Source organism: Daejeonella rubra (genome assembly GCF_900103545.1).
Classification (GTDB): Bacteria; Bacteroidota; Bacteroidia; order Sphingobacteriales; family Sphingobacteriaceae; genus Daejeonella; species Daejeonella rubra.
In genome coordinates this window covers 12266-33274 of the sequence record NZ_FNHH01000030.1, presented here as the reverse complement: position 1 = coordinate 33274, position 21009 = coordinate 12266, and the positions used below count along the sequence as shown (strand labels likewise).

The 21009-nt window shown below is 39.7% G+C and carries 33 protein-coding genes; 31 read left to right on the top strand and 2 right to left on the bottom strand.

What is annotated here, in order from left to right:
- Positions 1-6: 6 nt before the first annotated feature.
- A complete protein-coding gene (locus tag BLR27_RS15895) occupies positions 7-621 on the bottom strand; it encodes a hypothetical protein (protein WP_176767724.1) in 615 nt (204 codons plus the stop codon).
- Positions 622-921: 300 nt separating this feature from the next.
- On the opposite strand from BLR27_RS15895, the gene rplC reads away from it, so the two are divergent.
- The 31 genes from rplC to BLR27_RS15740 all read left to right on the top strand — a co-directional run bounded on the left by rplC (position 922) and on the right by BLR27_RS15740 (position 19972).
- Positions 922-1539: a 50S ribosomal protein L3 gene (gene rplC, locus BLR27_RS15890; RefSeq protein WP_090706523.1), complete on the top strand. Its 618-nt coding sequence runs from the start codon at positions 922-924 to the stop codon at positions 1537-1539.
- A 4-nt stretch (positions 1540-1543) separates the two neighbouring features.
- The gene (gene rplD, locus BLR27_RS15885) at positions 1544-2173 is read left to right on the top strand and encodes a 50S ribosomal protein L4 (RefSeq protein WP_090706522.1); all 630 of its coding nucleotides are present in this window, start codon (positions 1544-1546) and stop codon (positions 2171-2173) included.
- A gap of 1 nt (position 2174) precedes the next feature.
- Positions 2175-2465 (top strand): 50S ribosomal protein L23, encoded by a 291-nt coding sequence (gene rplW / locus BLR27_RS15880; RefSeq protein ID WP_090706520.1) that lies wholly within the window; start codon positions 2175-2177, stop codon positions 2463-2465.
- Between the two features lie 7 nt (positions 2466-2472).
- Positions 2473-3297, top strand: a complete 825-nt coding sequence (gene rplB / locus BLR27_RS15875; RefSeq protein ID WP_090706518.1) for a 50S ribosomal protein L2 — start codon at positions 2473-2475, stop codon at positions 3295-3297.
- Positions 3297-3563 carry a 30S ribosomal protein S19 gene (gene rpsS / locus BLR27_RS15870; RefSeq protein ID WP_090706517.1) on the top strand — a complete coding sequence of 89 codons (267 nt, stop codon included), beginning with the start codon at positions 3297-3299 and terminating at the stop codon, positions 3561-3563. Before rplB ends, rpsS begins: the two co-directional genes overlap by 1 nt.
- Positions 3564-3566: 3 nt before the next feature.
- A complete protein-coding gene (rplV, locus tag BLR27_RS15865; protein WP_090706515.1) occupies positions 3567-3929 on the top strand; it encodes a 50S ribosomal protein L22 in 363 nt (120 codons plus the stop codon).
- 6 nt (positions 3930-3935) lie between these two features.
- Complete coding sequence (rpsC, locus tag BLR27_RS15860) at positions 3936-4841, top strand: 30S ribosomal protein S3 (RefSeq protein ID WP_090706513.1); 906 nt, start codon at positions 3936-3938, stop codon at positions 4839-4841.
- A gap of 120 nt (positions 4842-4961) precedes the next feature.
- On the top strand, positions 4962-5384 hold the full coding sequence (rplP, locus tag BLR27_RS15855) for a 50S ribosomal protein L16 (protein ID WP_079702234.1): 423 nt from the start codon (positions 4962-4964) through the stop codon (positions 5382-5384).
- Positions 5385-5537: 153 nt separating this feature from the next.
- The gene (rpmC, locus tag BLR27_RS15850; RefSeq protein ID WP_090706512.1) at positions 5538-5765 is read left to right on the top strand and encodes a 50S ribosomal protein L29; all 228 of its coding nucleotides are present in this window, start codon (positions 5538-5540) and stop codon (positions 5763-5765) included.
- Between the two features lie 13 nt (positions 5766-5778).
- Positions 5779-6033 (top strand): 30S ribosomal protein S17, encoded by a 255-nt coding sequence (rpsQ, locus tag BLR27_RS15845; RefSeq protein ID WP_090706510.1) that lies wholly within the window; start codon positions 5779-5781, stop codon positions 6031-6033.
- A gap of 1 nt (position 6034) precedes the next feature.
- Positions 6035-6403, top strand: a complete 369-nt coding sequence (rplN, locus tag BLR27_RS15840) for a 50S ribosomal protein L14 (protein WP_090706509.1) — start codon at positions 6035-6037, stop codon at positions 6401-6403.
- A gap of 1 nt (position 6404) precedes the next feature.
- On the top strand, positions 6405-6746 hold the full coding sequence (gene rplX / locus BLR27_RS15835) for a 50S ribosomal protein L24 (protein ID WP_090706507.1): 342 nt from the start codon (positions 6405-6407) through the stop codon (positions 6744-6746).
- Positions 6746-7312 carry a 50S ribosomal protein L5 gene (gene rplE / locus BLR27_RS15830; RefSeq protein ID WP_090706506.1) on the top strand — a complete coding sequence of 189 codons (567 nt, stop codon included), beginning with the start codon at positions 6746-6748 and terminating at the stop codon, positions 7310-7312. The genes rplX and rplE overlap by 1 nt, the downstream gene beginning before the upstream one ends.
- Positions 7312-7581, top strand: a complete 270-nt coding sequence (gene rpsN, locus BLR27_RS15825) for a 30S ribosomal protein S14 (protein ID WP_090706504.1) — start codon at positions 7312-7314, stop codon at positions 7579-7581. The genes rplE and rpsN overlap by 1 nt, the downstream gene beginning before the upstream one ends.
- A 162-nt stretch (positions 7582-7743) precedes the next feature.
- The gene (gene rpsH, locus BLR27_RS15820; protein WP_090706502.1) at positions 7744-8142 is read left to right on the top strand and encodes a 30S ribosomal protein S8; all 399 of its coding nucleotides are present in this window, start codon (positions 7744-7746) and stop codon (positions 8140-8142) included.
- 17 nt (positions 8143-8159) lie between these two features.
- Positions 8160-8717: a 50S ribosomal protein L6 gene (gene rplF / locus BLR27_RS15815; RefSeq protein WP_090706501.1), complete on the top strand. Its 558-nt coding sequence runs from the start codon at positions 8160-8162 to the stop codon at positions 8715-8717.
- Between the two features lie 5 nt (positions 8718-8722).
- Positions 8723-9076: a 50S ribosomal protein L18 gene (gene rplR, locus BLR27_RS15810; protein ID WP_090706499.1), complete on the top strand. Its 354-nt coding sequence runs from the start codon at positions 8723-8725 to the stop codon at positions 9074-9076.
- A 60-nt stretch (positions 9077-9136) separates the two neighbouring features.
- Positions 9137-9655, top strand: coding sequence for a 30S ribosomal protein S5 (gene rpsE, locus BLR27_RS15805; RefSeq protein ID WP_090706497.1), 519 nt, complete (start codon positions 9137-9139; stop codon positions 9653-9655).
- Positions 9656-9660: 5 nt separating this feature from the next.
- On the top strand, positions 9661-9840 hold the full coding sequence (gene rpmD, locus BLR27_RS15800; protein ID WP_090706495.1) for a 50S ribosomal protein L30: 180 nt from the start codon (positions 9661-9663) through the stop codon (positions 9838-9840).
- 2 nt (positions 9841-9842) lie between these two features.
- Positions 9843-10289, top strand: a complete 447-nt coding sequence (gene rplO, locus BLR27_RS15795) for a 50S ribosomal protein L15 (protein WP_090706493.1) — start codon at positions 9843-9845, stop codon at positions 10287-10289.
- Between the two features lie 6 nt (positions 10290-10295).
- Complete coding sequence (gene secY / locus BLR27_RS15790) at positions 10296-11624, top strand: preprotein translocase subunit SecY (RefSeq protein WP_090706491.1); 1329 nt, start codon at positions 10296-10298, stop codon at positions 11622-11624.
- A gap of 5 nt (positions 11625-11629) precedes the next feature.
- Positions 11630-12415: a type I methionyl aminopeptidase gene (gene map, locus BLR27_RS15785; protein ID WP_090706489.1), complete on the top strand. Its 786-nt coding sequence runs from the start codon at positions 11630-11632 to the stop codon at positions 12413-12415.
- Positions 12416-12559: 144 nt separating this feature from the next.
- Complete coding sequence (gene infA, locus BLR27_RS15780; RefSeq protein ID WP_026897900.1) at positions 12560-12778, top strand: translation initiation factor IF-1; 219 nt, start codon at positions 12560-12562, stop codon at positions 12776-12778.
- A gap of 7 nt (positions 12779-12785) precedes the next feature.
- Positions 12786-12902 carry a 50S ribosomal protein L36 gene (gene rpmJ / locus BLR27_RS15775; protein ID WP_079702220.1) on the top strand — a complete coding sequence of 39 codons (117 nt, stop codon included), beginning with the start codon at positions 12786-12788 and terminating at the stop codon, positions 12900-12902.
- Positions 12903-12999: 97 nt separating this feature from the next.
- On the top strand, positions 13000-13377 hold the full coding sequence (gene rpsM, locus BLR27_RS15770; RefSeq protein WP_090706488.1) for a 30S ribosomal protein S13: 378 nt from the start codon (positions 13000-13002) through the stop codon (positions 13375-13377).
- Between the two features lie 183 nt (positions 13378-13560).
- The gene (gene rpsK, locus BLR27_RS15765) at positions 13561-13950 is read left to right on the top strand and encodes a 30S ribosomal protein S11 (protein WP_090706486.1); all 390 of its coding nucleotides are present in this window, start codon (positions 13561-13563) and stop codon (positions 13948-13950) included.
- A 78-nt stretch (positions 13951-14028) separates the two neighbouring features.
- Positions 14029-14637, top strand: coding sequence for a 30S ribosomal protein S4 (rpsD, locus tag BLR27_RS15760; protein ID WP_090706484.1), 609 nt, complete (start codon positions 14029-14031; stop codon positions 14635-14637).
- Positions 14638-14797: 160 nt separating this feature from the next.
- A complete protein-coding gene (locus BLR27_RS15755; protein ID WP_090706483.1) occupies positions 14798-15790 on the top strand; it encodes a DNA-directed RNA polymerase subunit alpha in 993 nt (330 codons plus the stop codon).
- A 71-nt stretch (positions 15791-15861) separates the two neighbouring features.
- A complete protein-coding gene (rplQ, locus tag BLR27_RS15750; RefSeq protein WP_090706481.1) occupies positions 15862-16479 on the top strand; it encodes a 50S ribosomal protein L17 in 618 nt (205 codons plus the stop codon).
- A 401-nt stretch (positions 16480-16880) separates the two neighbouring features.
- A complete protein-coding gene (gene dnaK, locus BLR27_RS15745) occupies positions 16881-18791 on the top strand; it encodes a molecular chaperone DnaK (protein WP_090706479.1) in 1911 nt (636 codons plus the stop codon).
- Between the two features lie 101 nt (positions 18792-18892).
- Positions 18893-19972, top strand: a complete 1080-nt coding sequence (locus tag BLR27_RS15740; protein WP_143007765.1) for a hypothetical protein — start codon at positions 18893-18895, stop codon at positions 19970-19972.
- Positions 19973-20089: 117 nt separating this feature from the next.
- Here BLR27_RS15740 and BLR27_RS15735 read toward each other — a convergent pair whose 3' ends face one another.
- Positions 20090-21004: a nucleotidyltransferase family protein gene (locus BLR27_RS15735; protein ID WP_090706476.1), complete on the bottom strand. Its 915-nt coding sequence runs from the start codon at positions 21002-21004 to the stop codon at positions 20090-20092.
- Positions 21005-21009: the final 5 nt, after the last annotated feature.

Sequence of the window (21009 nt, the reverse complement as noted above, 5' to 3'; positions counted from 1 at the left end):
ATTTGATCACCTCCCCGTCAACTCCGCAACCCTATTCCTTTCGGTCTGGAGTTCGCGGGCGAGTTTCTTTTCCCGTTCATTGGCTTTTGTGCGGTGTTCGCGGAGTTCTTCAAAAAGCTGATCGTATAGTCCGCTGCGATAACTTGCTTCTTTAACCGCGCTGCGCATTCTGAAAATTGCAAAAGCAAGTCCGGCAGCAAGCAGGAGCAGAGCGCCCCAGAGGTACATGGAGTAAGACGAACCGTTTACGGACTTACCAATTGTGCTCAGCTTCCCGATAGATGAACCTGAAGCCTTAAAGCCATCGATCTCAGCCTGCATGGCGCTGATAGTTTGAGCACTCTTTTCAACCTCAGCTTTACTTTGCAGGACTAATTGCTTTTGCTGCTTCAGACTATCGTTCACATTCTTCCAGAGCTCCTCAATTTTGGTTTTCTTAATGTTCTTATAGATCTTAAAAGAACCCGAGCGGGTGACTACTTCATCGTATTGCTGCGCCAGTGTACCTGTCAGCGCCGGAGCCTGTTTTACCGCAATAGTATCTGCTGCAGGCACCTGTCCAAAAACATTGGAAGTAGTATATATAATAAGGAATAAATAGAAAGTTATGCTTAATCTCATATCCATTGTGTTTTTATTACAAATAACTGATTTATAATGGGTTTATTATAATTTATATTCCCGTTCAGTTCCTCTGCGGATTCCCGGCCTTCCTTTCGGGAGAGGCAGGACAGGTCCTGTTCCCCTGAATATTCCCATTCCCCGGCCCCAATTTCAGCTAATCCCAAATAAATTGAAAAATAAACTCGCAACTATTTGATAATTAATAAGACTTTCCTATCTTTGCCCTCCCTTTAGAGGGGTTTACTATGTCTTGAACGAAGCCCTACTGCTTCGATGGACACAAATTGATTAAAGAAAATGTCAGGAATTATTGGAAAAAAAGTAGGAATGACCAGCATATTCGATGCTGAAGGGAAAAACATCCCTTGTACAGTGATCGAAGCTGGGCCATGCGTAGTTACCCAACTACGTACCGTCGATACAGACGGCTACACAGCAGTTCAGTTAGCTTTCGACGACAAGAAAGAGAAAAACACAAGCGGTCCATTAAAGGGGCATTTCGCAAAAGCTAAAACAACTCCTAAGCGCAAGCTTGTTGAGTTTAAAACTTTTGAAGATGTTAAAGCTCTTGGTGATATTGTAAGTGTTGAGATCTTCGCCGAAGGCGATTTTGTCGATGTAGTTGGAACTTCAAAAGGTAAAGGTTTTCAGGGTGTTGTAAAACGTCATGGATTTGGTGGTGTTGGTGGTCAAACCCACGGACAGCATAACCGTTTAAGAGCTCCGGGTTCCCTGGGTGCATCTTCATGGCCTTCACGTGTATTCAAAGGAATGCGCATGGCAGGACGAATGGGTGGCGACCGCGTCAAAATTCAGAACCTTCAGGTTTTGAAAGTGTACACAGAGCAAAACTTATTAGTGATTAGCGGTTCAATTCCGGGAGCTAAGGGTTCTTACGTAATCGTTGATAAATAAGAAGATGGAAGTTAAGGTTATAAATATATCAGGCAAAGAAACAGGTGCCAAGGTGCAGCTTCCTGATGCGATCTTCGCAGTAGAACCAAACGATCATGCGATCTATTTAGACGTAAAGCAGTATCTGGCAAATCAGCGCCAGGGAACGCACAAGTCTAAGCAACGTAATGAGATCGCCGGATCTACCAAAAAATTATACAAACAAAAAGGTACAGGTGGTGCCCGTGCAGGATCTATCAAATCTCCATTGTTCAATGGTGGTGGTCGTGTATTCGGTCCTCAGCCACGCGACTATAGTTTCAAGCTGAATAAAAAGCTTAAATCTTTAGCCCGTAAATCTGCACTTACATATAAAGCAAAAGATAATAACATTGTTGTTCTCGAAGCATTCACTTTTGATTCGATCAAAACTGCAAACTACGTGAAGATCATTGCTGATCTGAAACTAACTGATGCTAAAACATTATTAGTATTACCGGCAGCAAATAATAATGTTTATTTATCAAGCAGAAATTTAAAGAAAGCAAAAGTAGTTACCGCAGCAGAATTGAATACATATGATGTATTGAACTCAGGAACTTTATTGCTGACTACAGAAACTGTTAAAACATTGGAGGAGGCGTTCGCTAAGTAAGATGGAAATTTTAAAGAAACCAATTCTAACCGAGAAAGCATCAGCATTAACTGAAAAGTTAAACCGCTTCTCATTCAAGGTTGATCACAGAGCCAACAAATTAGAGATCAAGGGTGCGATCGAAAAAATGTATGGTGTGAATATCCAGGCTATCAATACGATAGTTGTTTATGGAAAAACAAAATCGCGTAACACTAAAGCTGGTGTTGTAACAGGAAATGCTCCTAAGTACAAAAAAGCGATAGTAACGCTAAAAGATGGTGAAACCATTGACTTTTACAGCAATATTTAATTAAGACATGGCAGTAAGAAGATTTAAACCGGTTACCCCGGGTACTCGTTTCAGAGTAGGAGGAGTTTTCTCTGATGTAACTACTAACGTTCCAGAAAAATCGTTAGTTACCAGCATCAAGAATTCCGGTGGTAGAAATAATTCCGGTAAAATGACTATGCGTTATCTCGGTGGGGGACATAAAAAGTCATACCGATTGATTGATTTTAAACGCGATAAAAACGATATCCCCGCAACTGTTGCCACAATTGAGTACGATCCGAATCGTAGTGCACGTATCGCCCTGGTAAATTATGCCGATGGTGAAAAACGTTACATTATTGCTCCGGAAGGCTTGAAGGTTGGAATGAAGGTTGTTTCAGGTGAAGCTTCGGCTCCTGAGATAGGTAATGCGCTTCCTTTGAAGAACATTCCTCTAGGATCTATCATTCACAACATTGAACTGAACCCCGGACAAGGTGCGATCATCGCACGTAGTGCAGGTGCTTATGCTCAGCTTTCAGCACGTGATGGTAAATATGCGATCATTAAAATGCCTTCTGGCGAAACCCGTATGATCCTGGCTACTTGTATAGCAACTATCGGAACTGTTTCAAACTCCGAAAAAGCGAATGAAGTTTTAGGTAAAGCAGGTAGAAAACGTTGGTTAGGACGTCGTCCAAGAGTAAGAGGTGTAGCGATGAACCCGGTCGATCACCCTATGGGTGGTGGTGAAGGTAGATCATCAGGTGGTCATCCCCGCTCAAGAAAAGGTTTATTAGCGAAAGGCTTTAAAACCCGCGATAAAAAGAAAGCGTCTGATCGTTACATCATAGAGAGAAGGAAGAAATAATGGCACGTTCAATAAAAAAAGGACCCTATATAGATCATAACGTAGCGAAGAAAGTAACTGCGCAGAATGAGGGTAATAAGAAAACTGTGATCAAAACTTGGTCACGCAGGTCGATGATCTCTCCGGATTTCGTAGGTCATACATTTGCAGTTCACAACGGAAATAAATTTATTCCTGTATATGTAACTGAGAATATGGTTGGGCATAAGCTTGGTGAATTTTCTCCAACCAGAACATTTAGAGGTCACTCTGATAAGAAAAAATAAGCAATGGAAGCAATAGCAAAACTAAATAATTGCCCTACCTCACCACGTAAGATGAGATTGGTTGTTGATCTGATCAGAGGTGAACGGGTTGAGAAAGCCTTATATATTTTGAAATTTACCAATAAAGAAGCTGCAATAAGAGTTGAGAAACTTTTGTTATCAGCGATCAAAAACTGGGAATCAAAAAATGAAGGTCAACGCCCTGAAGACAATGAATTGTTTGTGAAAACGATCATGGTTGATGGCGGACGCCAGTTAAAGAGATTAAGACCAGCTCCACAGGGTCGCGGACATAGAATTCGTAAGCGTTCTAACCACGTAACTTTGATAGTTGACAGTAAAAACAGTGAACCAATAACTAAGTAAGGAGAAATGGGACAAAAAGCACATCCAATAGGTAACAGATTAGGTATCATCAAAGGTTGGGATTCTAATTGGTTCGGTGGGAACGATTACTCTGAGAAATTAGTTGAGGACGAAAAGATCAGAAAATACCTGGCAGCACGTATTTCAAAAGGTGGAATATCCAAAGTGGTTATCGAGCGTACTTTGAAGCGTATCACCATCACTATTCACACTGCCCGTCCGGGTATCGTGATCGGAAAAGGTGGTCAGGAAGTTGATAAGATCAAAGAAGAACTTAAAAAACTGACAAAGAAAGACGTACAGATCAATATATTTGAGATCAAACGTCCTGAATTAGACGCACAATTAGTAGGCGAAGGAGTTGCAAAGCAATTAGAAGCAAGGATCTCTTTCCGTCGTGCCATGAAAACTTCAATCGCATCAACCATGCGTATGGGAGCTGAAGGTATCAAAATTATGTGTTCAGGTCGTTTAGGTGGTGCTGAAATGGCACGTACCGAGCAATATAAGGATGGACGTGTTCCATTGCATACATTCCGTGCTGATATCGATTACGCTTTATCTGAAGCACTTACCACTTACGGTAAGATCGGTGTTAAAGTTTGGATCATGAAAGGCGAAGTTTACGGTAAGCGTGATCTTTCTCCAAACATTGGTCAGACAACCGGAGTAAAAGGCAGAGGCCCTGAAGGCGGCGCAGCACCATTTGCTGGTGGCGGCGAAAGACGCGGCGGTGGCGACAGACGTACTGATAATCGTGGTGGTGGTGGCGACAGACGCGGCGGTGATAACCGTGGTGGAGGTCAAAATCGCGGCGGCGGACCAGGTGCAGGTGGCCAGAATCGCGGTGGCGGACCAGGTGGTCAGAACCGTGGCGGTAGTGCCGGTGGTGGTTTCAGAGGTAAAAAATAATTAAGAGTAAGTAATTAGTTTTAGTATTTAGTAGTTAGTAATTCAAGACTATCTTAACAACTAACCGAAAACTAACAACTAACAACTAACCAACTAACAACGATATAATAAAATAAGAACATGTTACAGCCAAAGAGAACGAAGTTCAGAAAGATGCAGAAGGGCAAAATGAAAGGTCTGGCCGGTCGCGGTGCAGAATTAGCCTTCGGTTCTTTCGGAATCAAATCATTAGAGCCGGCCTGGATCACCAGTCGTCAGATAGAAGCTGCCCGTATCGCCGTTACCCGTTTCATGAAAAGGGAAGGTCAGGTTTGGATCCGTATATTCCCGGACAAGCCAGTTACGAAAAAGCCTGCTGAAGTACGTATGGGTAAAGGTAAAGGTGCTCCTGAGTATTGGGTAGCAGTTGTAAGACCTGGTAGAATGATCTTTGAAGCTGAAGGTGTACCTTTGGAAGTTGCAAAAGAAGCCATGCGTTTAGCTGCTCAGAAATTACCGGTTCAAACAAAATTTGTGATCAGAAGAGATTTTGTAGAAGCATAAAGAGTTATAAGTTATAAGTAATAGGTTATAAGTTTTTGACCCATCGCCTAATAGTTAACTAAACTTAGATACAAAGAGTTTTAAGTGAAACAGTTAAAAGTCTACGATTTGCGACTTATAACTTACAACTTATAACTTACAACTAAAGAAAAAATGAAGAATTCAGAAATACATGAGCTAACAACTGAAGAAGTTATAGCCCGAATTAATGAAGAGAAAGCCAATCTCACAAAAATGAAATTTGCTCATACCGTTTCTGCTATTGAGAATCCTACAAGGATCACAAAAGTTAGAAAAGATGTAGCACGTTTAAACACAGAATTGACTAAGCGCAAGGCGGAAGCAAAAGCATCTGCTGCGACAGAGTCCGCTTCTGAATAAATAAAAGTCCAAAATGGAAAGACAATTAAGAAAAACAAGAACCGGGTTGGTAGTAAGTAACAAAATGGAGAAATCTATTGTTGTTTCTGTTGAGCGTAAAGTGAAGCACCCGATCTATGGTAAGTTCGTAAAGAAAACTACCAAATTTATGGCTCATGACGAGACTAACACTTGCGGTATCGGTGATACAGTGTTAATCATGGAAACTCGTCCGCTGAGTAAGACCAAGAACTGGAGATTAGTGGAAATTTTAGAAAGAGCTAAGTAACATGGTACAACAGGAATCAAGACTGAATGTTGCTGACAACAGTGGAGCTAAACAAGTTTTAGTGATCCGCGTTTTAGGTGGTACCGGAAAGCGTTATGCATCCATAGGTGACAAAGTAGTTGTCACTGTAAAGAGCGCTATTCCATCAGGGAACATCAAAAAAGGATCTGTCTCTAAGGCAGTTGTTGTGAGAACAAAGAAAGAGATCAGAAGAAAAGACGGATCATATATCCGCTTTGACGATAATGCAGCTGTATTGCTGAACGCTCAGGACGAGCCGCGTGGAACACGTATATTCGGCCCTGTAGCTAGAGAGCTACGTGAAAAACAATTCATGAAGATTGTATCATTAGCACCGGAGGTTTTGTAAAATGGAAAAGAAAATAAAATCACAACCTAAGTTGAAGATCCGTAAAGGAGACCTGGTACAAGTTACTGCAGGTGATTCTAAAGGAAAACAAGGTAAGGTATTAGAAGTTCAGCTAGCTACTAGCAGAATTATAGTTGAAGGTGCCAACATGGTATCTAAACATACAAAACCAAATGCTGCCACTCCAAATGGAGGTATCATTAAGAAAGAGGCTAGTCTTCATATTTCAAATATCATGCTTGTTGATACCAAAACTGGTAAACCAACTCGTATAGGTAAACAGAAAAATGCTGATGGCAAATCAATTCGCATCTCTAAAAAATCTGGGGAGGAAATTAAGTAATGGCTTACGTACCAAGATTAAAATCAAAATATAACGAGGAAATCGTTACAGCTTTAAAGGATAAATTCCAATACAAAAGCGTAATGCAGGTTCCTCGCTTGCAGAAAATTGCTATCAACCAGGGTGTTGGTGCAGCTGCAACCGATAAAAAGTTAATTGATAATGCAATAAACGAAATGACCACTATTACTGGTCAGAAAGCGATTCCTGCAAAATCTAAGAAAGATATTTCTAACTTTAAGTTACGTAAAGGAATGCCGATCGGTGTTCGTGTTACTTTACGCGACAATACTATGTATGAGTTCCTTGATCGTTTGATCGCTGTAGCTTTACCACGTATTCGTGATTTCAAAGGAATTAACGATAAAGGATTTGACGGACGCGGAAACTATACATTAGGTGTAACAGAGCAGATCATCTTCCCTGAGATCAACATTGATCAGATCAATAAGATCATGGGTATGGATATCACTTTCGTAACTACTGCTAAAACAGATGTTGAAGCTTTAGAATTACTTAAGCAATTCGGTTTACCATTTAAAAATCAAACTACAATTCAACAATAATGGCTAAAGAAGGTGTAAAAGCACGTGAAGTAAAACGTGCCAGATTAGTTGCCAAGTTCGCAGATAAAAGAGCAGCGCTTAAAGCTGCGGGAGATTTTGAAGGTCTTGATAAATTACCTAAAAACTCTTCACCGGTACGTTTACACAATCGTTGTAAATTAACTGGTCGTCCACGTGGTTATATGCGTCAGTTTGGTATTTCAAGGGTAACATTCCGTGAAATGGCTTTGGCAGGTAAGATCCCGGGAGTACGTAAGGCATCCTGGTAAGAAAGCTGAAAGCGTAAAGCTGAAAGCCGAAAGTATAAGATATTTTCTAGTACTTTTGCTTTAGGCTTTTTACTTTAAGCTTTTATCTCAAAATAAGAATTAACCGATGGCAGGTCGTTCCGAATAGGTTGGAAAGGAAACCACTATCACAACAAATAAATAATGAATACAGATCCAATAGCAGATTATCTTACGAGAGTAAGGAATGCCATTAAGGCTAACCACCGCGTTGTAGAGATTCCTGCATCGAACCTTAAAAAAGAAATGACTAAAGTTCTTTTTGACAAAGGTTACATCACTAATTACAAGTTTGAGGATACCAATACTCAGGGAACGATCAAGATCGCTTTGAAGTACAATCCAATAACTAAAATCCCGGCTATTCGCAATATTTCACGTGTGAGTACTCCTGGTTTAAGAAGATATGCTGGCGTTGATAACATGCCACGTGTATTGAACGGTTTAGGTATCGCTATTCTTTCTACTTCTAAAGGTATTATGACCGATAAAGAAGCTAAGAATTTGAATATTGGCGGTGAGGTTTTATGTTACGTTTATTAATAGGAGGATAAGAGAAGATGTCAAGAATAGGAAAAGCCCCGATTAATATTCCAGCAGGTGTTACGATATCAATTTCTGATGCGAACCTTGTAACAGTTAAAGGACCAAAAGGTGAATTAACTCAGGATGTAGATACAGATATTAAAATAAGCCAGGAAGACGGTATACTTACTGTTGAGCGTCCTTCTGAGCAGAAACGTCATAAAGCACTTCACGGTTTATATCGTTCATTGATCAATAACATGGTTATTGGTGTTACTGAAGGATACAAATCTCAGCAGGAGCTTGTAGGTGTTGGTTACCGTGCTACCAATGTAGGTAATACACTGGATCTGGTTTTAGGATTCTCTCACCATTTCGTGTTTGAATTACCAAAAGAGATCAATGTAACAACTACATCAGAAAAGGGTAAGAACCCGGTAATTATATTAGAGAGTATCGACAAGCAATTGTTAGGACAAGTAGCAGCGAAAATTCGTTCACTACGTGCTCCTGAGCCTTACAAAGGTAAAGGTATCAAGTTTGTAGGTGAAGTGTTAAGAAGAAAAGCTGGTAAATCAGCCGCTAAAAAATAATCATCATGGCAGGAATTAAATTATCTCGCAGAGAGCGAATCAAAAGAGGAATCAGAAAGAGATTAACAGGTTCTGCAGAGCGCCCGCGTTTGTCAGTGTACAGAAGCAACAAAGGGATCTATGCTCAGATTATCGATGATAATAGCGGAATTACCATTGTTTCAGCATCGTCTTTATCTAAAGATTTTGTTGCAAACGGAAACAAATCTGATCAATCAAAAGCAGTTGGTAAATCAGTAGCAGAGAAAGCATTAGCAGCTGGTGTGAGCCAGGTTGTTTTTGACAGAAATGGCTACCTGTACCATGGTCGTGTGAAATCACTGGCTGAAGGTGCACGTGAAGCTGGTTTAGTATTTTAATTAGCACCGGTTACAGCGATCATATTTCAATAATATCGGTGTTATCATAAAATAAAGAGAATGTCAACTATCAATATAAAAAGAGTAAAATCAAGCGAGATTGAATTAAAGGATCGCTTAGTTAGCATCCAGCGTGTTGCTAAAGTTACCAAAGGTGGACGTACCTTCAGTTTTTCTGCTATCGTAGTGGTAGGAGATGAAAACGGAATCGTAGGGTTCGGTCTTGGTAAAGCAAAAGAGGTTACAGAAGCAATTGCTAAAGGAATCGATGATGCAAAGAAGAACCTGGTAAAAGTTCCTGTAATTAACGGTACTGTTCCTCATGAGCAGATCGGTAAATATTCAGGAGGCTTCGTATTCATTAAGCCAGCTGCACCGGGTACCGGTGTTATTGCAGGTGGTGCGATGCGTGCGGTACTTGAAAGTGCCGGAGTACATAACGTACTTGCAAAGTCAAAAGGTTCATCAAACCCGCATAACGTGGTAAAAGCAACTGTATTAGCACTTTCACAATTACGTGATGCTTATACTGTAGCTCAGCAGCGTGGTGTGAATTTAAATAAAGTATTTAACGGATAATCATCATGGCTAAAATTAAAATAACCCAGATTAAAAGCGTTATCGATAGAAGCGAGCGTCAGAAAAGAACTATGCAGGCATTAGGTTTAAGAAAAATGAACCATTCTGTAGAGGTTGAAGCTAATCCGGCAATTATCGGAATGGTGAGAAAAGTTAATCATTTAGTAGCAGTAGAAAGTATCTGATCATGAACTTAAGTAACTTACAGCCTGCAGAAGGTTCAACAAAAAATAGAAAACGTATCGGTCGTGGAACCGGGTCTGGTCGCGGTGGAACTTCCACCCGTGGTCATAAAGGTGCCGGATCACGTTCAGGATACAAGAGCAAGGTCGGTTTTGAAGGTGGTCAGATGCCATTACAACGCCGTTTACCTAAAGTGGGTTTCAACCCGATCAACCGTACAGAATATGTAGGTGTTAATCTGGATGCATTGCAAGCTCTTGCTGAAAAGTATAATTTAACTGCTATCGATTTTGATACATTCAGAGAGCATGGTTTAGCTTCAAAGAATGACCTTGTCAAAATTTTAGGTAGAGGTGAAGTTAAGTCCAAACTGGATGTTAAAGCCCATGCATTCTCAGCAACAGCCCAAAAAGCTATCGAAGCTGTTGGTGGTGCAATAGTTAAATTATAATTATACATGAAGAAGCTTTTTACAACGCTATCCAATATCTGGAAAATTGAAGACTTAAGAGCGAGGATTTTATTCACGCTCTTATGTCTTTTAATTTATAGAATAGGTTCATTTATCGTACTTCCTGGTGTTGACTCTGCATCACTTGATGATGCCCAGGCAAAAGAAGGATTACTCGGATTGCTGAATATGTTTGCCGGTGGATCTTTCTCCCGTGCATCTATTTTCGCATTGGGTGTTATGCCTTATATCTCTGCATCAATTGTTGTGCAGTTACTTGGTATTGCTGTTCCATACTTCCAGAAGCTTCAAAAGGAAGGTGAGAGCGGACGTAAAAAGATCAATCAGTTTACACGTTATCTGACCATCATTATCACTGCTTTACAGGCAATTGGATATGTTCGTTCACAGATCAGCCCTGATGCCCGTTTGTTTTCAGAGCCTATGTTCACCATATCTTCTATGTTTATTTTAACAGCAGGAACCATGTTTGTGATGTGGTTAGGAGAGAAGATCACTGATAAAGGTATCGGAAACGGTATCTCAATGATCATCATGGTGGGTATCATCGCACAATTGCCTTTCGGTATTCTTTCTGAATTCAATTCCCGTATGGGAGCTCAGGGAGGATTGATATCTTTCATCGTAGAGATCGCGGCTCTGTTCCTGGTAGTTATGTTTACTATTCTGATCGTTCAGGGTGTTCGGAAAATACCTGTACAGTATGCTAAAAAGATCGTTGGAGCAAAGCAATATGGTGGTGTACGTCAGTACATTCCTTTAAAGGTGAATGCTGCCGGTGTTATGCCGATCATTTTCGCTCAGGCGATCATGTTCATCCCTACAACCATCGGTTCATTCTTTCCATCAGCTCAGTCTTCATTCCTTGCAGCATTCAGTGACTATACATCGTTAACGTATAACCTGACTTTTGCATTTATGATCATTGCCTTCACATTCTTCTATACAGCCATCACCGTTAACCCGGTTCAGATGTCTGATGATATGAAGAAGAACGGTGGATTTGTTCCTGGTGTAAAGCCAGGTAAATCAACAGGTGATTATATTGATGCAGTTATTTCTAAGATCACTTTGCCAGGTTCTGTATTTTTGGCCATTATTGCGATAATGCCATCCATAGCAATTATTCTTGGTGTTAACAGTCAGTTCGCTAATTTCTATGGCGGTACATCCCTGTTAATTCTTGTAGGTGTTGTTTTGGATACGTTACAGCAGGTTGAAAGTCATTTATTGATGCGTCATTATGATGGATTAATGAAAACTGGCAGGATAAAAGGTCGTACTCCTGTTTCGGCAGGTGGTTCGGTAATTTAAGATCCATGTCTAAGATCTATTACAAGTCTTCTGAAGATATTGAGAAAATCAGAGAAAGTTCTCTGCTTGTTTCCAAAAGCCTGGCTGAAGTAGCCAGGAATATCGGGGAAGGTGTAAAAACTATTCAGCTTAATAAAATTGCAGAGGAGTTTATCCGTGATCATGGCGGTGTTCCTGCATTTTTAAATTACAACGGATTTCCTTATTCCCTTTGCATTTCATTAAATGATCAGGTAGTACATGGATTTCCCAGTGAATATACTATCAAAGACGGAGACATTGTTTCTGTTGATTGCGGAGTAATATTAAATGAGTTTTTCGGAGACTCAGCGTATACTTTCCCAATTGGGAATGTGGATGCTGAGACCATGAGACTTCTGAAAGTTACCAAAGAGTGTTTGAACCTTGCTATTGAAAAGGCTGTTGTGGGAATGAGAGTAGGTGATGTGGGTTATGCCGTTCAGGAACATGCTGAGAAAAATGGTTTTGGTGTAGTGAAAGAACTGGTTGGCCATGGTGTTGGTGTAAAGCTGCACGAAAAACCAGAGGTTCCTAATTATGGAAAACGTGGTTCCGGGATAAAACTGGAAGAGGGAATGGTTATCGCTATTGAACCGATGATCAATGCCGGTAAAGCTGGTGTTAAATTCTGGGAAGATGGCTGGACAGTAAGTACAGTTGATAAGAAAGCATCAGCTCATTATGAACATACAGTCGCTATTAAGAGGGGTAAAGCAGATGTACTTTCGACATTTGAATACATTGAGGAAGTTTTAAAACAAAAAGATTAAATATTAAAATTTTTTATTTAATTTTGCATCCCTGTTCCGATGGGCCTGCGGTTTGAAATATTGTTTGTAAAGCTGTTATTTTTAGAGAATTACAAATTTTTAAAATCCTTGCTTGTATTAGATCAGGAGAAATTAAAATAATATATGGCCAAACAGGCTTCAATAGAACAAGACGGAATAATTAGAGAGGCATTGTCTAATGCAATGTTTCGTGTCGAGTTGGAAAACGGACATGAGATCATTGCGCACATTTCTGGTAAGATGAGGATGCACTACATCAAGATTCTTCCGGGAGATAAAGTGAAGTTGGAGATGTCGCCTTATGATTTGAGTAAAGGCAGAATAACATACAGATATAAATAGGATAAAGATGAAAGTAAGAGCATCCATCAAAAAACGTAGTGCTGATTGTAAGGTGATCCGTCGTAAAGGAGTACTTTATGTGATCAACAAAAAGAACCCAAAGTATAAACAACGTCAGGGATAAAATTGAATATAGTTATTAGTTTATTTTGTTGGTTGTTAGCGTTTCTACAATATCAACTTATAACTTACAACTTATAACCTACAACTTTTAATAAAATATGGCAAGGATAGCAGGTATTGATTTACCAAGAAACAAAAGAGGAGAGATCGGACTTACTTACATTTTCGGTATCGGAAAGGCAACCGCACAAAGGATCCTGAATGATGCTGGTATTGATGTAAACATTAAAGTTCAGGACTGGACTGATGATCAGTTAGCAGCAATACGTGGTTTCATCAATGATGAGATCAAAGTTGAGGGTGCATTACGTTCCGAAGTACAATTAAACATCAAACGTTTAATGGACATCGGTTGTTACCGTGGATTACGTCACCGTAAGGGATTACCTGTTCGTGGTCAGCGTACCAAGAATAACTCACGTACCCGTAAAGGAAAACGTAAAACTGTTGCAAACAAGAAAAAAGCAACTAAGTAAGATATGAGATATAAGATTTGAGATATGAGAGTATTTCGAATCCTGATCTCGATTAATTAACAAATTAAGCGGATATGAAGTTTCGGACCCAGATGGGTCATACTTCGTGATTAAAATAAGAAATAGATAGGAGTGTCATCCCGATAATAATCGGGACAAGTCTCACATCTCAAATCTCTAAAAATGGCTAAAACTAAAAAAGTTACCAAAAAGCGTGTTGTAATTGTAGAGCCTATTGGCGAAGCACACGTAAACGCTACGTTCAATAACATCATTATTACCTTAACTAATCTTCAGGGTCAGACCATTTCATGGTCTTCAGCCGGAAAGATGGGTTTTAAAGGTTCTAAGAAAAATACTCCATATGCTGCCGGACAGGCTGCCGGTGATTGTGCTAAAGTAGCTCATGATCTTGGTCTTCGTAAGGTTCAGGTATATGTTAAGGGTCCGGGTTCCGGTCGTGAGTCAGCAATCCGTACTTTGCAAACTTCAGGTATTGAAGTGACTACAATCCAGGATATCACTCCGCTTCCACACAATGGTTGCCGTCCTCCGAAAAGAAGAAGAGTTTAACACACATAATTAATAAATTTTTTTAAAGCTAAGATTCTTCAGCCTCGGGCTGAATGATACTTTAAAAACCACAAAAAAATGGCTAGATACACAGGACCCAAGTCCAAAATTGCCCGTAGATTCAGAGAACCAATTTTTGGTCCTGATAAGGCATTAGAAAGAAAAAACTATCCTCCAGGGATGCACGGTACCTCCAGAAAAAGAGGTAAGCAATCAGAATTTGCTGTGCAGTTAATGGAGAAACAAAAGGTTAAATATACTTATGGTGTTTTAGAGCGCTATTTCGAGAACCTTTTCCACAAAGCTTCTGCTAAAGAAGGTATCACTGGAGAGAACTTATTGAAATTCCTTGAAGCCCGTTTAGATAATACAGTTTACCGTTTAGGAATTGCTCCAACCCGCTCTGCTGCACGTCAGCTTGTAGGCCATAAGCACATTACTGTTAATGGTGAGATCGTAAATATTGCTTCTTATTCATTACGTTCCGGTGATGTTATCGCGGTTCGTGAACGTTCAAAAAGCCTTGAAGCTGTTTCACACTCAGTGGCTGCAAGAACAATTAATAAATTCAGCTGGTTAGAATGGGATGCAAATACCTTAACAGGTAAATTCCTGAACTTCCCAAGTCGTGATGAGATTCCTGAGAATATCAAGGAAAACCTGATCGTCGAGCTGTACTCTAAATAAGATATGAGATTTGAGATATGAGATTTCGTTTTTAGAAATCTCATATCTAATTTCATAACTAATTAACCTGAAGAGGTTAGAGATAGGGTCGGGAGACATGAGTTTTCTCATATCTCATATCTCATATCTCATATCCATAAACAATAAACAAATTCGATAAATGGCAATTTTAGCATTTCAGAAACCTGATAAAGTTATCATGCAGAAATCTACGGATTTCGACGGAACATTTGAATTCAGACCTTTAGAGCCTGGTTTTGGTGTTACCATTGGTAATGCTTTACGCAGAATACTTTTATCTTCCCTGGAAGGTTTTGCAATAACTTCAGTTCGTTTTTCAGGAGTTTCTCATGAATTCTCAACCATTAAAGGTGTTGTAGAAGATGTTACTGAGATCATCCTTAACTTAAAGCAGGTTCGTTTTAAGAAAACTGGTGAATCTGGTGATAACGAAAAAGTATTTGTAATTATTAATGGACAGGATCAGCTTAAAGCAGGTGACATTACTAAGTTCTCAAATAACTTTGAAGTTCTTAATTCTGACCTTGTTATCTGTAACATGGAATCTTCAGTTACTCTGGAGATTGAATTGACAGTTAACAAAGGAAGAGGTTATGTTGCTGCAGAAGAGAATAAAAATACTGATGCACCTCTTGGTGTTATCGCTATTGATTCCATCTATACTCCAATCAAGAATGTTAAATATTCTATTGAGAACTTCCGTGTAGAGCAAAAGACAGATTACGAGAAACTTGTTTTGGATATTACTACTGACGGATCAATTCATCCGGAAGAAGCTTTGAAAGAAGCTGCTAAGATTCTTATCCACCACTTCATGTTATTCTCTGATGAGAACATCATGCTTGAATCTCAGGCTAAAGAAGAAACTAAAGAAGTTGATGAGGAAATTTTGCACATGCGTAAGATCCTTAAAATGGAATTAGTTGATCTTGATCTTTCTGTTCGTGCTCTGAATTGCTTAAAAGCGGCAGACATCCGTTCACTTGCTGATCTTGTTTCTTATGACGTTGCTGACATGCTGAAATTCAGAAATTTTGGTAAGAAGTCACTGACTGAAATTCAGGACTTGGTAAAATCAAAAGGTTTATCCTTCGGTATGAATCTTTCGAAATTTAAATTAGACGAAGAATAAATAAGCGAAATGCATAATTCCCGATCCCGAAAGGTTGATCGACGGTATGCACGTGCACAATCAAACAAACAATGAGACACGGTAAAAAAGTAAACCATTTAAGTCGTACAGACAGTCATCGCAGAGCGATGCTTGCCAATATGGCTTCTTCGCTTATCCTACACAAGCGCATTACAACTACACTTGCTAAAGCTAAAGCTTTACGTGTATATGTTGAACCAATCATTACAAGGTCAAAAGACGATACTACTCACTCACGTCGTACAGTATTCAGTTACTTACAAAATAAGGAAGTGGTATCTATCCTTTTCCGCGATATCGCTGCTAAGGTTGCTGATCGTCCAGGTGGTTATACCCGTATTCTTAAAATGGGAAATCGTTTAGGGGATAATGCATCTATGGCACTAATCGAATTAGTTGATTACAACGAAATCTACACTTCAGGTGATGCAGTTGCTGAAAAGAAAACTACTCGCCGTCGTGGTTCAAAAGCTAAGAAAGCTGATGATGCTCCTGCAGTAGCTGCAAAAGCTGCTCCTAAAGCTGAAAAAGAAGAAGTTGTTGAAGCTGTTGCTACTGAAGAAATTCAGGCAGAGGTTCCTGCGACTGAGGAAACTCAGGTTGAGGCTCCTTCGGCAGAGGAAACTCCTGCTGAGGATACTCAGTCAGAAGAGAAAAAAGGAGAGTAATTTCTTCTTAATTTATACAAAAGACCTGCTCAATGAGCAGGTCTTTTGCGTTTATGCCCTTTATTCTGAATTTTGTTAAATATTAGTCTCTGCTTTAATTATTTTCGGCTTCCACTTAAATTACCCCCATCCTGGACTCTAATTTTTCAATATCCTTCCTAAATACAGGTATCATACCTTAGTTATTTATCATGATACTTAACTACAGTATATAATGTTCAGTACTAAGTACTAACTACTCAGTACTCACTACTCCATTACTGCCAACCTGTCATTTTAAAAAAGTCTGATTTCTATCCAATCAATGGCAAAATACTGTCATTTATGGTTAGATCTTAATTGGCACAAGCCTTGTTAATTACAAAGTGGTAAACTAAAATAAATTTAAGAAGGATTATAATATGGCAAAGATAATTGGTATTGACTTAGGAACTACAAATTCATGCGTATCAGTAATGGAGGGTAATGAGCCTGTAGTTATCCCAAACAGTGAAGGTAAACGTACTACCCCTTCAATTGTTGCATTTGTTGACAATGGAGAACGTAAGGTAGGAGATCCGGCGAAACGTCAGGCGATCACAAACCCGACGAAAACCATTTCTTCAATCAAGCGATTCATGGGTAATAGCTTTGGTGAGGTTACAAATGAAATGGCCCGTGTACCATACACAGTGGTTAAAGGAGATAATAATACTCCTCGTGTTAAGATAGACGATCGTTTATATACTCCTCAGGAGATCTCTGCAATGATCTTGCAGAAAATGAAGAAAACAGCCGAAGATTTCTTAGGCCATGAAGTGACAGAAGCAGTTATTACTGTTCCTGCTTACTTTAATGATGCACAGCGTCAGGCAACGAAAGAGGCTGGTGAAATTGCTGGTTTGAAGGTTTCACGTATCATTAATGAGCCTACAGCTGCAGCACTTGCTTACGGATTAGACAAGGCTCATAAGGATATGAAAATTGTAGTGTTCGACTGTGGTGGTGGTACACATGATGTTTCTGTTCTTGAGTTAGGTGATGGTGTATTTGAAGTAAAATCTACTGATGGTGATACTCATCTTGGTGGTGATGACTTTGATGCAGTGATCATTGACTGGATGGCTGATGAGTTTAAGAGTGATGAGGGTATCGATCTTCGTAAAGATCCAATGGCTCTTCAACGTTTGAAAGAAGCTGCTGAAAAAGCTAAGATCGAATTGTCAAGTACTGCACAAACCGAGATCAACCTTCCATATATTTCAGCAGGCGACGGAATGCCGAAGCACCTTGTTAAATCATTGACCCGTGCGAAATTTGAGCAGCTGGCAGACAGTTTGATCAAAAGAACCATTGAGCCTTGTAAGAAAGCATTAAAGAACGCTGGTTTAAGTACTTCTGATATCGATGAGATCATCCTTGTAGGTGGTTCAACACGTATTCCTGCTATACAGGATGCTGTTAAGGCATTCTTTGGTAAAGAGCCTTCTAAAGGTGTGAATCCTGATGAAGTGGTTGCCATTGGTGCAGCTATTCAGGGTGGTGTATTAACAGGAGAGGTTAAAGATGTATTATTACTTGACGTTACCCCGCTTTCATTAGGAATTGAAACAATGGGTGGTGTAATGACCAAACTGATCGAGGCAAATACTACTATTCCTTCTAAAAAGTCGGAAGTGTTCTCAACAGCATCTGATAATCAGCCATCTGTAGAGATTCATATTTTGCAGGGTGAACGCCCGATGGCAAACCAAAACAGAACAATTGGTCGTTTCCACCTGGATGGTATTCCACCTTCACCACGTGGTATTCCGCAGATCGAAGTAACTTTTGATATTGATGCTAACGGTATCTTACACGTAGCAGCAAAGGATAAAGCAACGAATAAAGAGCAGAAGATTCGTATTGAGGCTTCTTCAGGTTTAACTGATGAAGAGATCAAGAAAATGAAAGATGAAGCGGAAGCAAACGCTGAATCTGATAAAATAGCACGCGAAGAAGTTGAAAAACTGAATGCCGCCGATGCGCTGATCTTCTCTACCGAAAAGCAATTGAAGGAATATGGAGATAAATTAGCTGATGATAAAAAAGCTCCTATTGAAGAAGGTTTGAAGAAACTTAAAGATGCTCATGCAGCAAAAGATTTCGCGACAATTGATACAGCTCAGGCTGAACTTCAGGCAGCGTGGAATGTAGCTTCAGAAGATATGTATAAAGCATCTCAGGATGCCGGACAGGATGCATCACAAGGAGCAAGTGCTTCTGCTGAAGAAGCAGGAGATCATGTTACCGATGTTGACTTCGAAGAAGTGAAAGAAGACGATAAGAAGTAATTCTTAATTCTCAATACAAAAGAAGGTTGCTTTATCCAAGGCAGCCTTTTTTTGTTTTTAAGATCAATACAACAATTTCAATGCAGAATCGTTCATAAAAGGTGAAAAAGCGGCTTTTGTTTTTAGTTTCCCTGATGGTACTGGCCATTTTGCCTTCCGCTGTTTTGCCGGATCCGATCAGGCTTATTCATGGGAAAACAATTCTAAGTAATCCTGATTTTTATATAAGCAAGGTTAAGGATGATCGTATTGGCCAACCACTCATTGCCAGTCTTTACCTTTCCAAACCGGGATTAAAGCCTGCAATATATCAAACAGATCTGCAAGGGGGAGGGTTTGAGGCTATCCGTAATTTCATTTTTAATGGTGTGGTGAAGAATCCTTCAGCCAGACCAATAGTTATCCATATCAAAGAGTGTGAAATTACAGAGTCACTAACTGGGGTGAACCGGGTAAGTGGAAGTATGGTGCTTGAATTTCAGTTTAACCTTCAAAAGGAATGGGGCGAGGTTTCACTTACACAATACAGCGCCTCTGTTAAATATACCCGGTCAATTAATGACCTGAGTATTCTGGAACCTTCATTGCGTAAGATGCTTTCAAGTAGTTTGAAGCATTTTGATGCCTGGATAAATAAGGAGTCTTCAAAAAATATACAGCTTGCCAAAGGAGTTAATATTTCATTTTCTGACTACCTGGTTCAGCATCCGGATACAGTTTATTATCAATCATCCAGGCCATTGGTCTGGAACGATTTTCGCGAAAAAGTTCCTTCATCCAGCCGCTTCATGGCAGCAGTGTCTACTTATATGGGTTATGATCTTCGGAGAGAAATTAAAGACGGAATCATTGATCTGAACCTTTCAATGAAAGTTTTTGTACCAAAAAGTGCGTCCTGGGCCTCATCCGGAATAAAGAATGACTATAGCCTGAATCATGAACAGAAGCATTTTGACCTGGTAAAGATCATCGCCGAGAAGTTTAAGGATAAGCTGAGGTCAGAAAAGTTGAATCCTGATAATTATGAGGGTATAATCAATGTTGAATACCTTGAATTTTACAGGGAAATGAATAAGCTGCAAACCAGGTATGATGATGAAACAAGCCATGGAATGAATAAATTCAAACAAGCGGAATGGAACAGGCGAATAGAAAATGAGCTTTCAGCGATATTAAATTGATTGGGCCTGCTATTTGGGAAGTATTTTGATCAGAAGGCAATTCAGGATTATTTTACTATGGTAATCCAAAAAGTACACTGACTGGATTGAACAATTCAGTCAGTGTACTCTAAATAATTAGGCCCAAAGGTTAGCCGGGTATTCGCCGGAAGCAACCAGTTTGTCGATACTCTCCTGTACAATTGGTTTATCCTCAACATAAGTAACTCCAAACCACTGGTTTTGTGTAGGGATAACTTTGAAGGATGCCTGCTTATTCTTTATCAGACTTTCAGCTACCAGAGGGATGAAAAATTCGGCCTTTGGATTTTCAATATTGGCTAAAGCAAATTCTTTGAACAATTTTGCCGTTAGGTCGAATACCTTCGTGGTGAATCCCCAGAAATTCATGGAGACGCGTGTATCAGAGTTCAAAGGGAACTCACGACCGTTCTCTTCAAATACAATATTGTTCTTTCCGGTATCATCAGTTTTAAAATAAACTTTGGTACGCTCATGAATCTCTGTCAGGTTGCCGTCCGAATCTACTTCACAAACTCCTCTTGAAACAGAACCATGCTCGGAAAGTGTTTTGTCGATCTGAAATCCGATCATTGAAAATTCCTCGTCATTCACTTCATTATTCAGAAAATCGGCCATCTTTTGGTAAGACTCACGGCCATAGAAATCATCTGCATTTATTACACAAAAAGGCTCCTTTACGGCATCACGGGCCGCTAGAACTGCATGCGCTGTTCCCCATGGCTTTGCTCTTTCGATCTCAATATCGATGTTGAAAGGCTTAAGGTCGAATGTCTGGAAAACATAGTCAGTTTCGATCTTTCCCTGTAGCTTAGGCTCAAAAATACCTTTGAAATTTTCAGCAAACTCTTCTTTGATCACAAAGATCACTTTACCGAAACCGGCCTTTATCGCGTCGTAAATAGAATATTCAATTATTGTTTCACCGTTTGGTCCAAATCCATCTGTTTGTTTCATACTGCCGTATCGGCTTGCCATTCCTGCTGCGAGGATTACTAAAGTAGGTTTCATGGTTA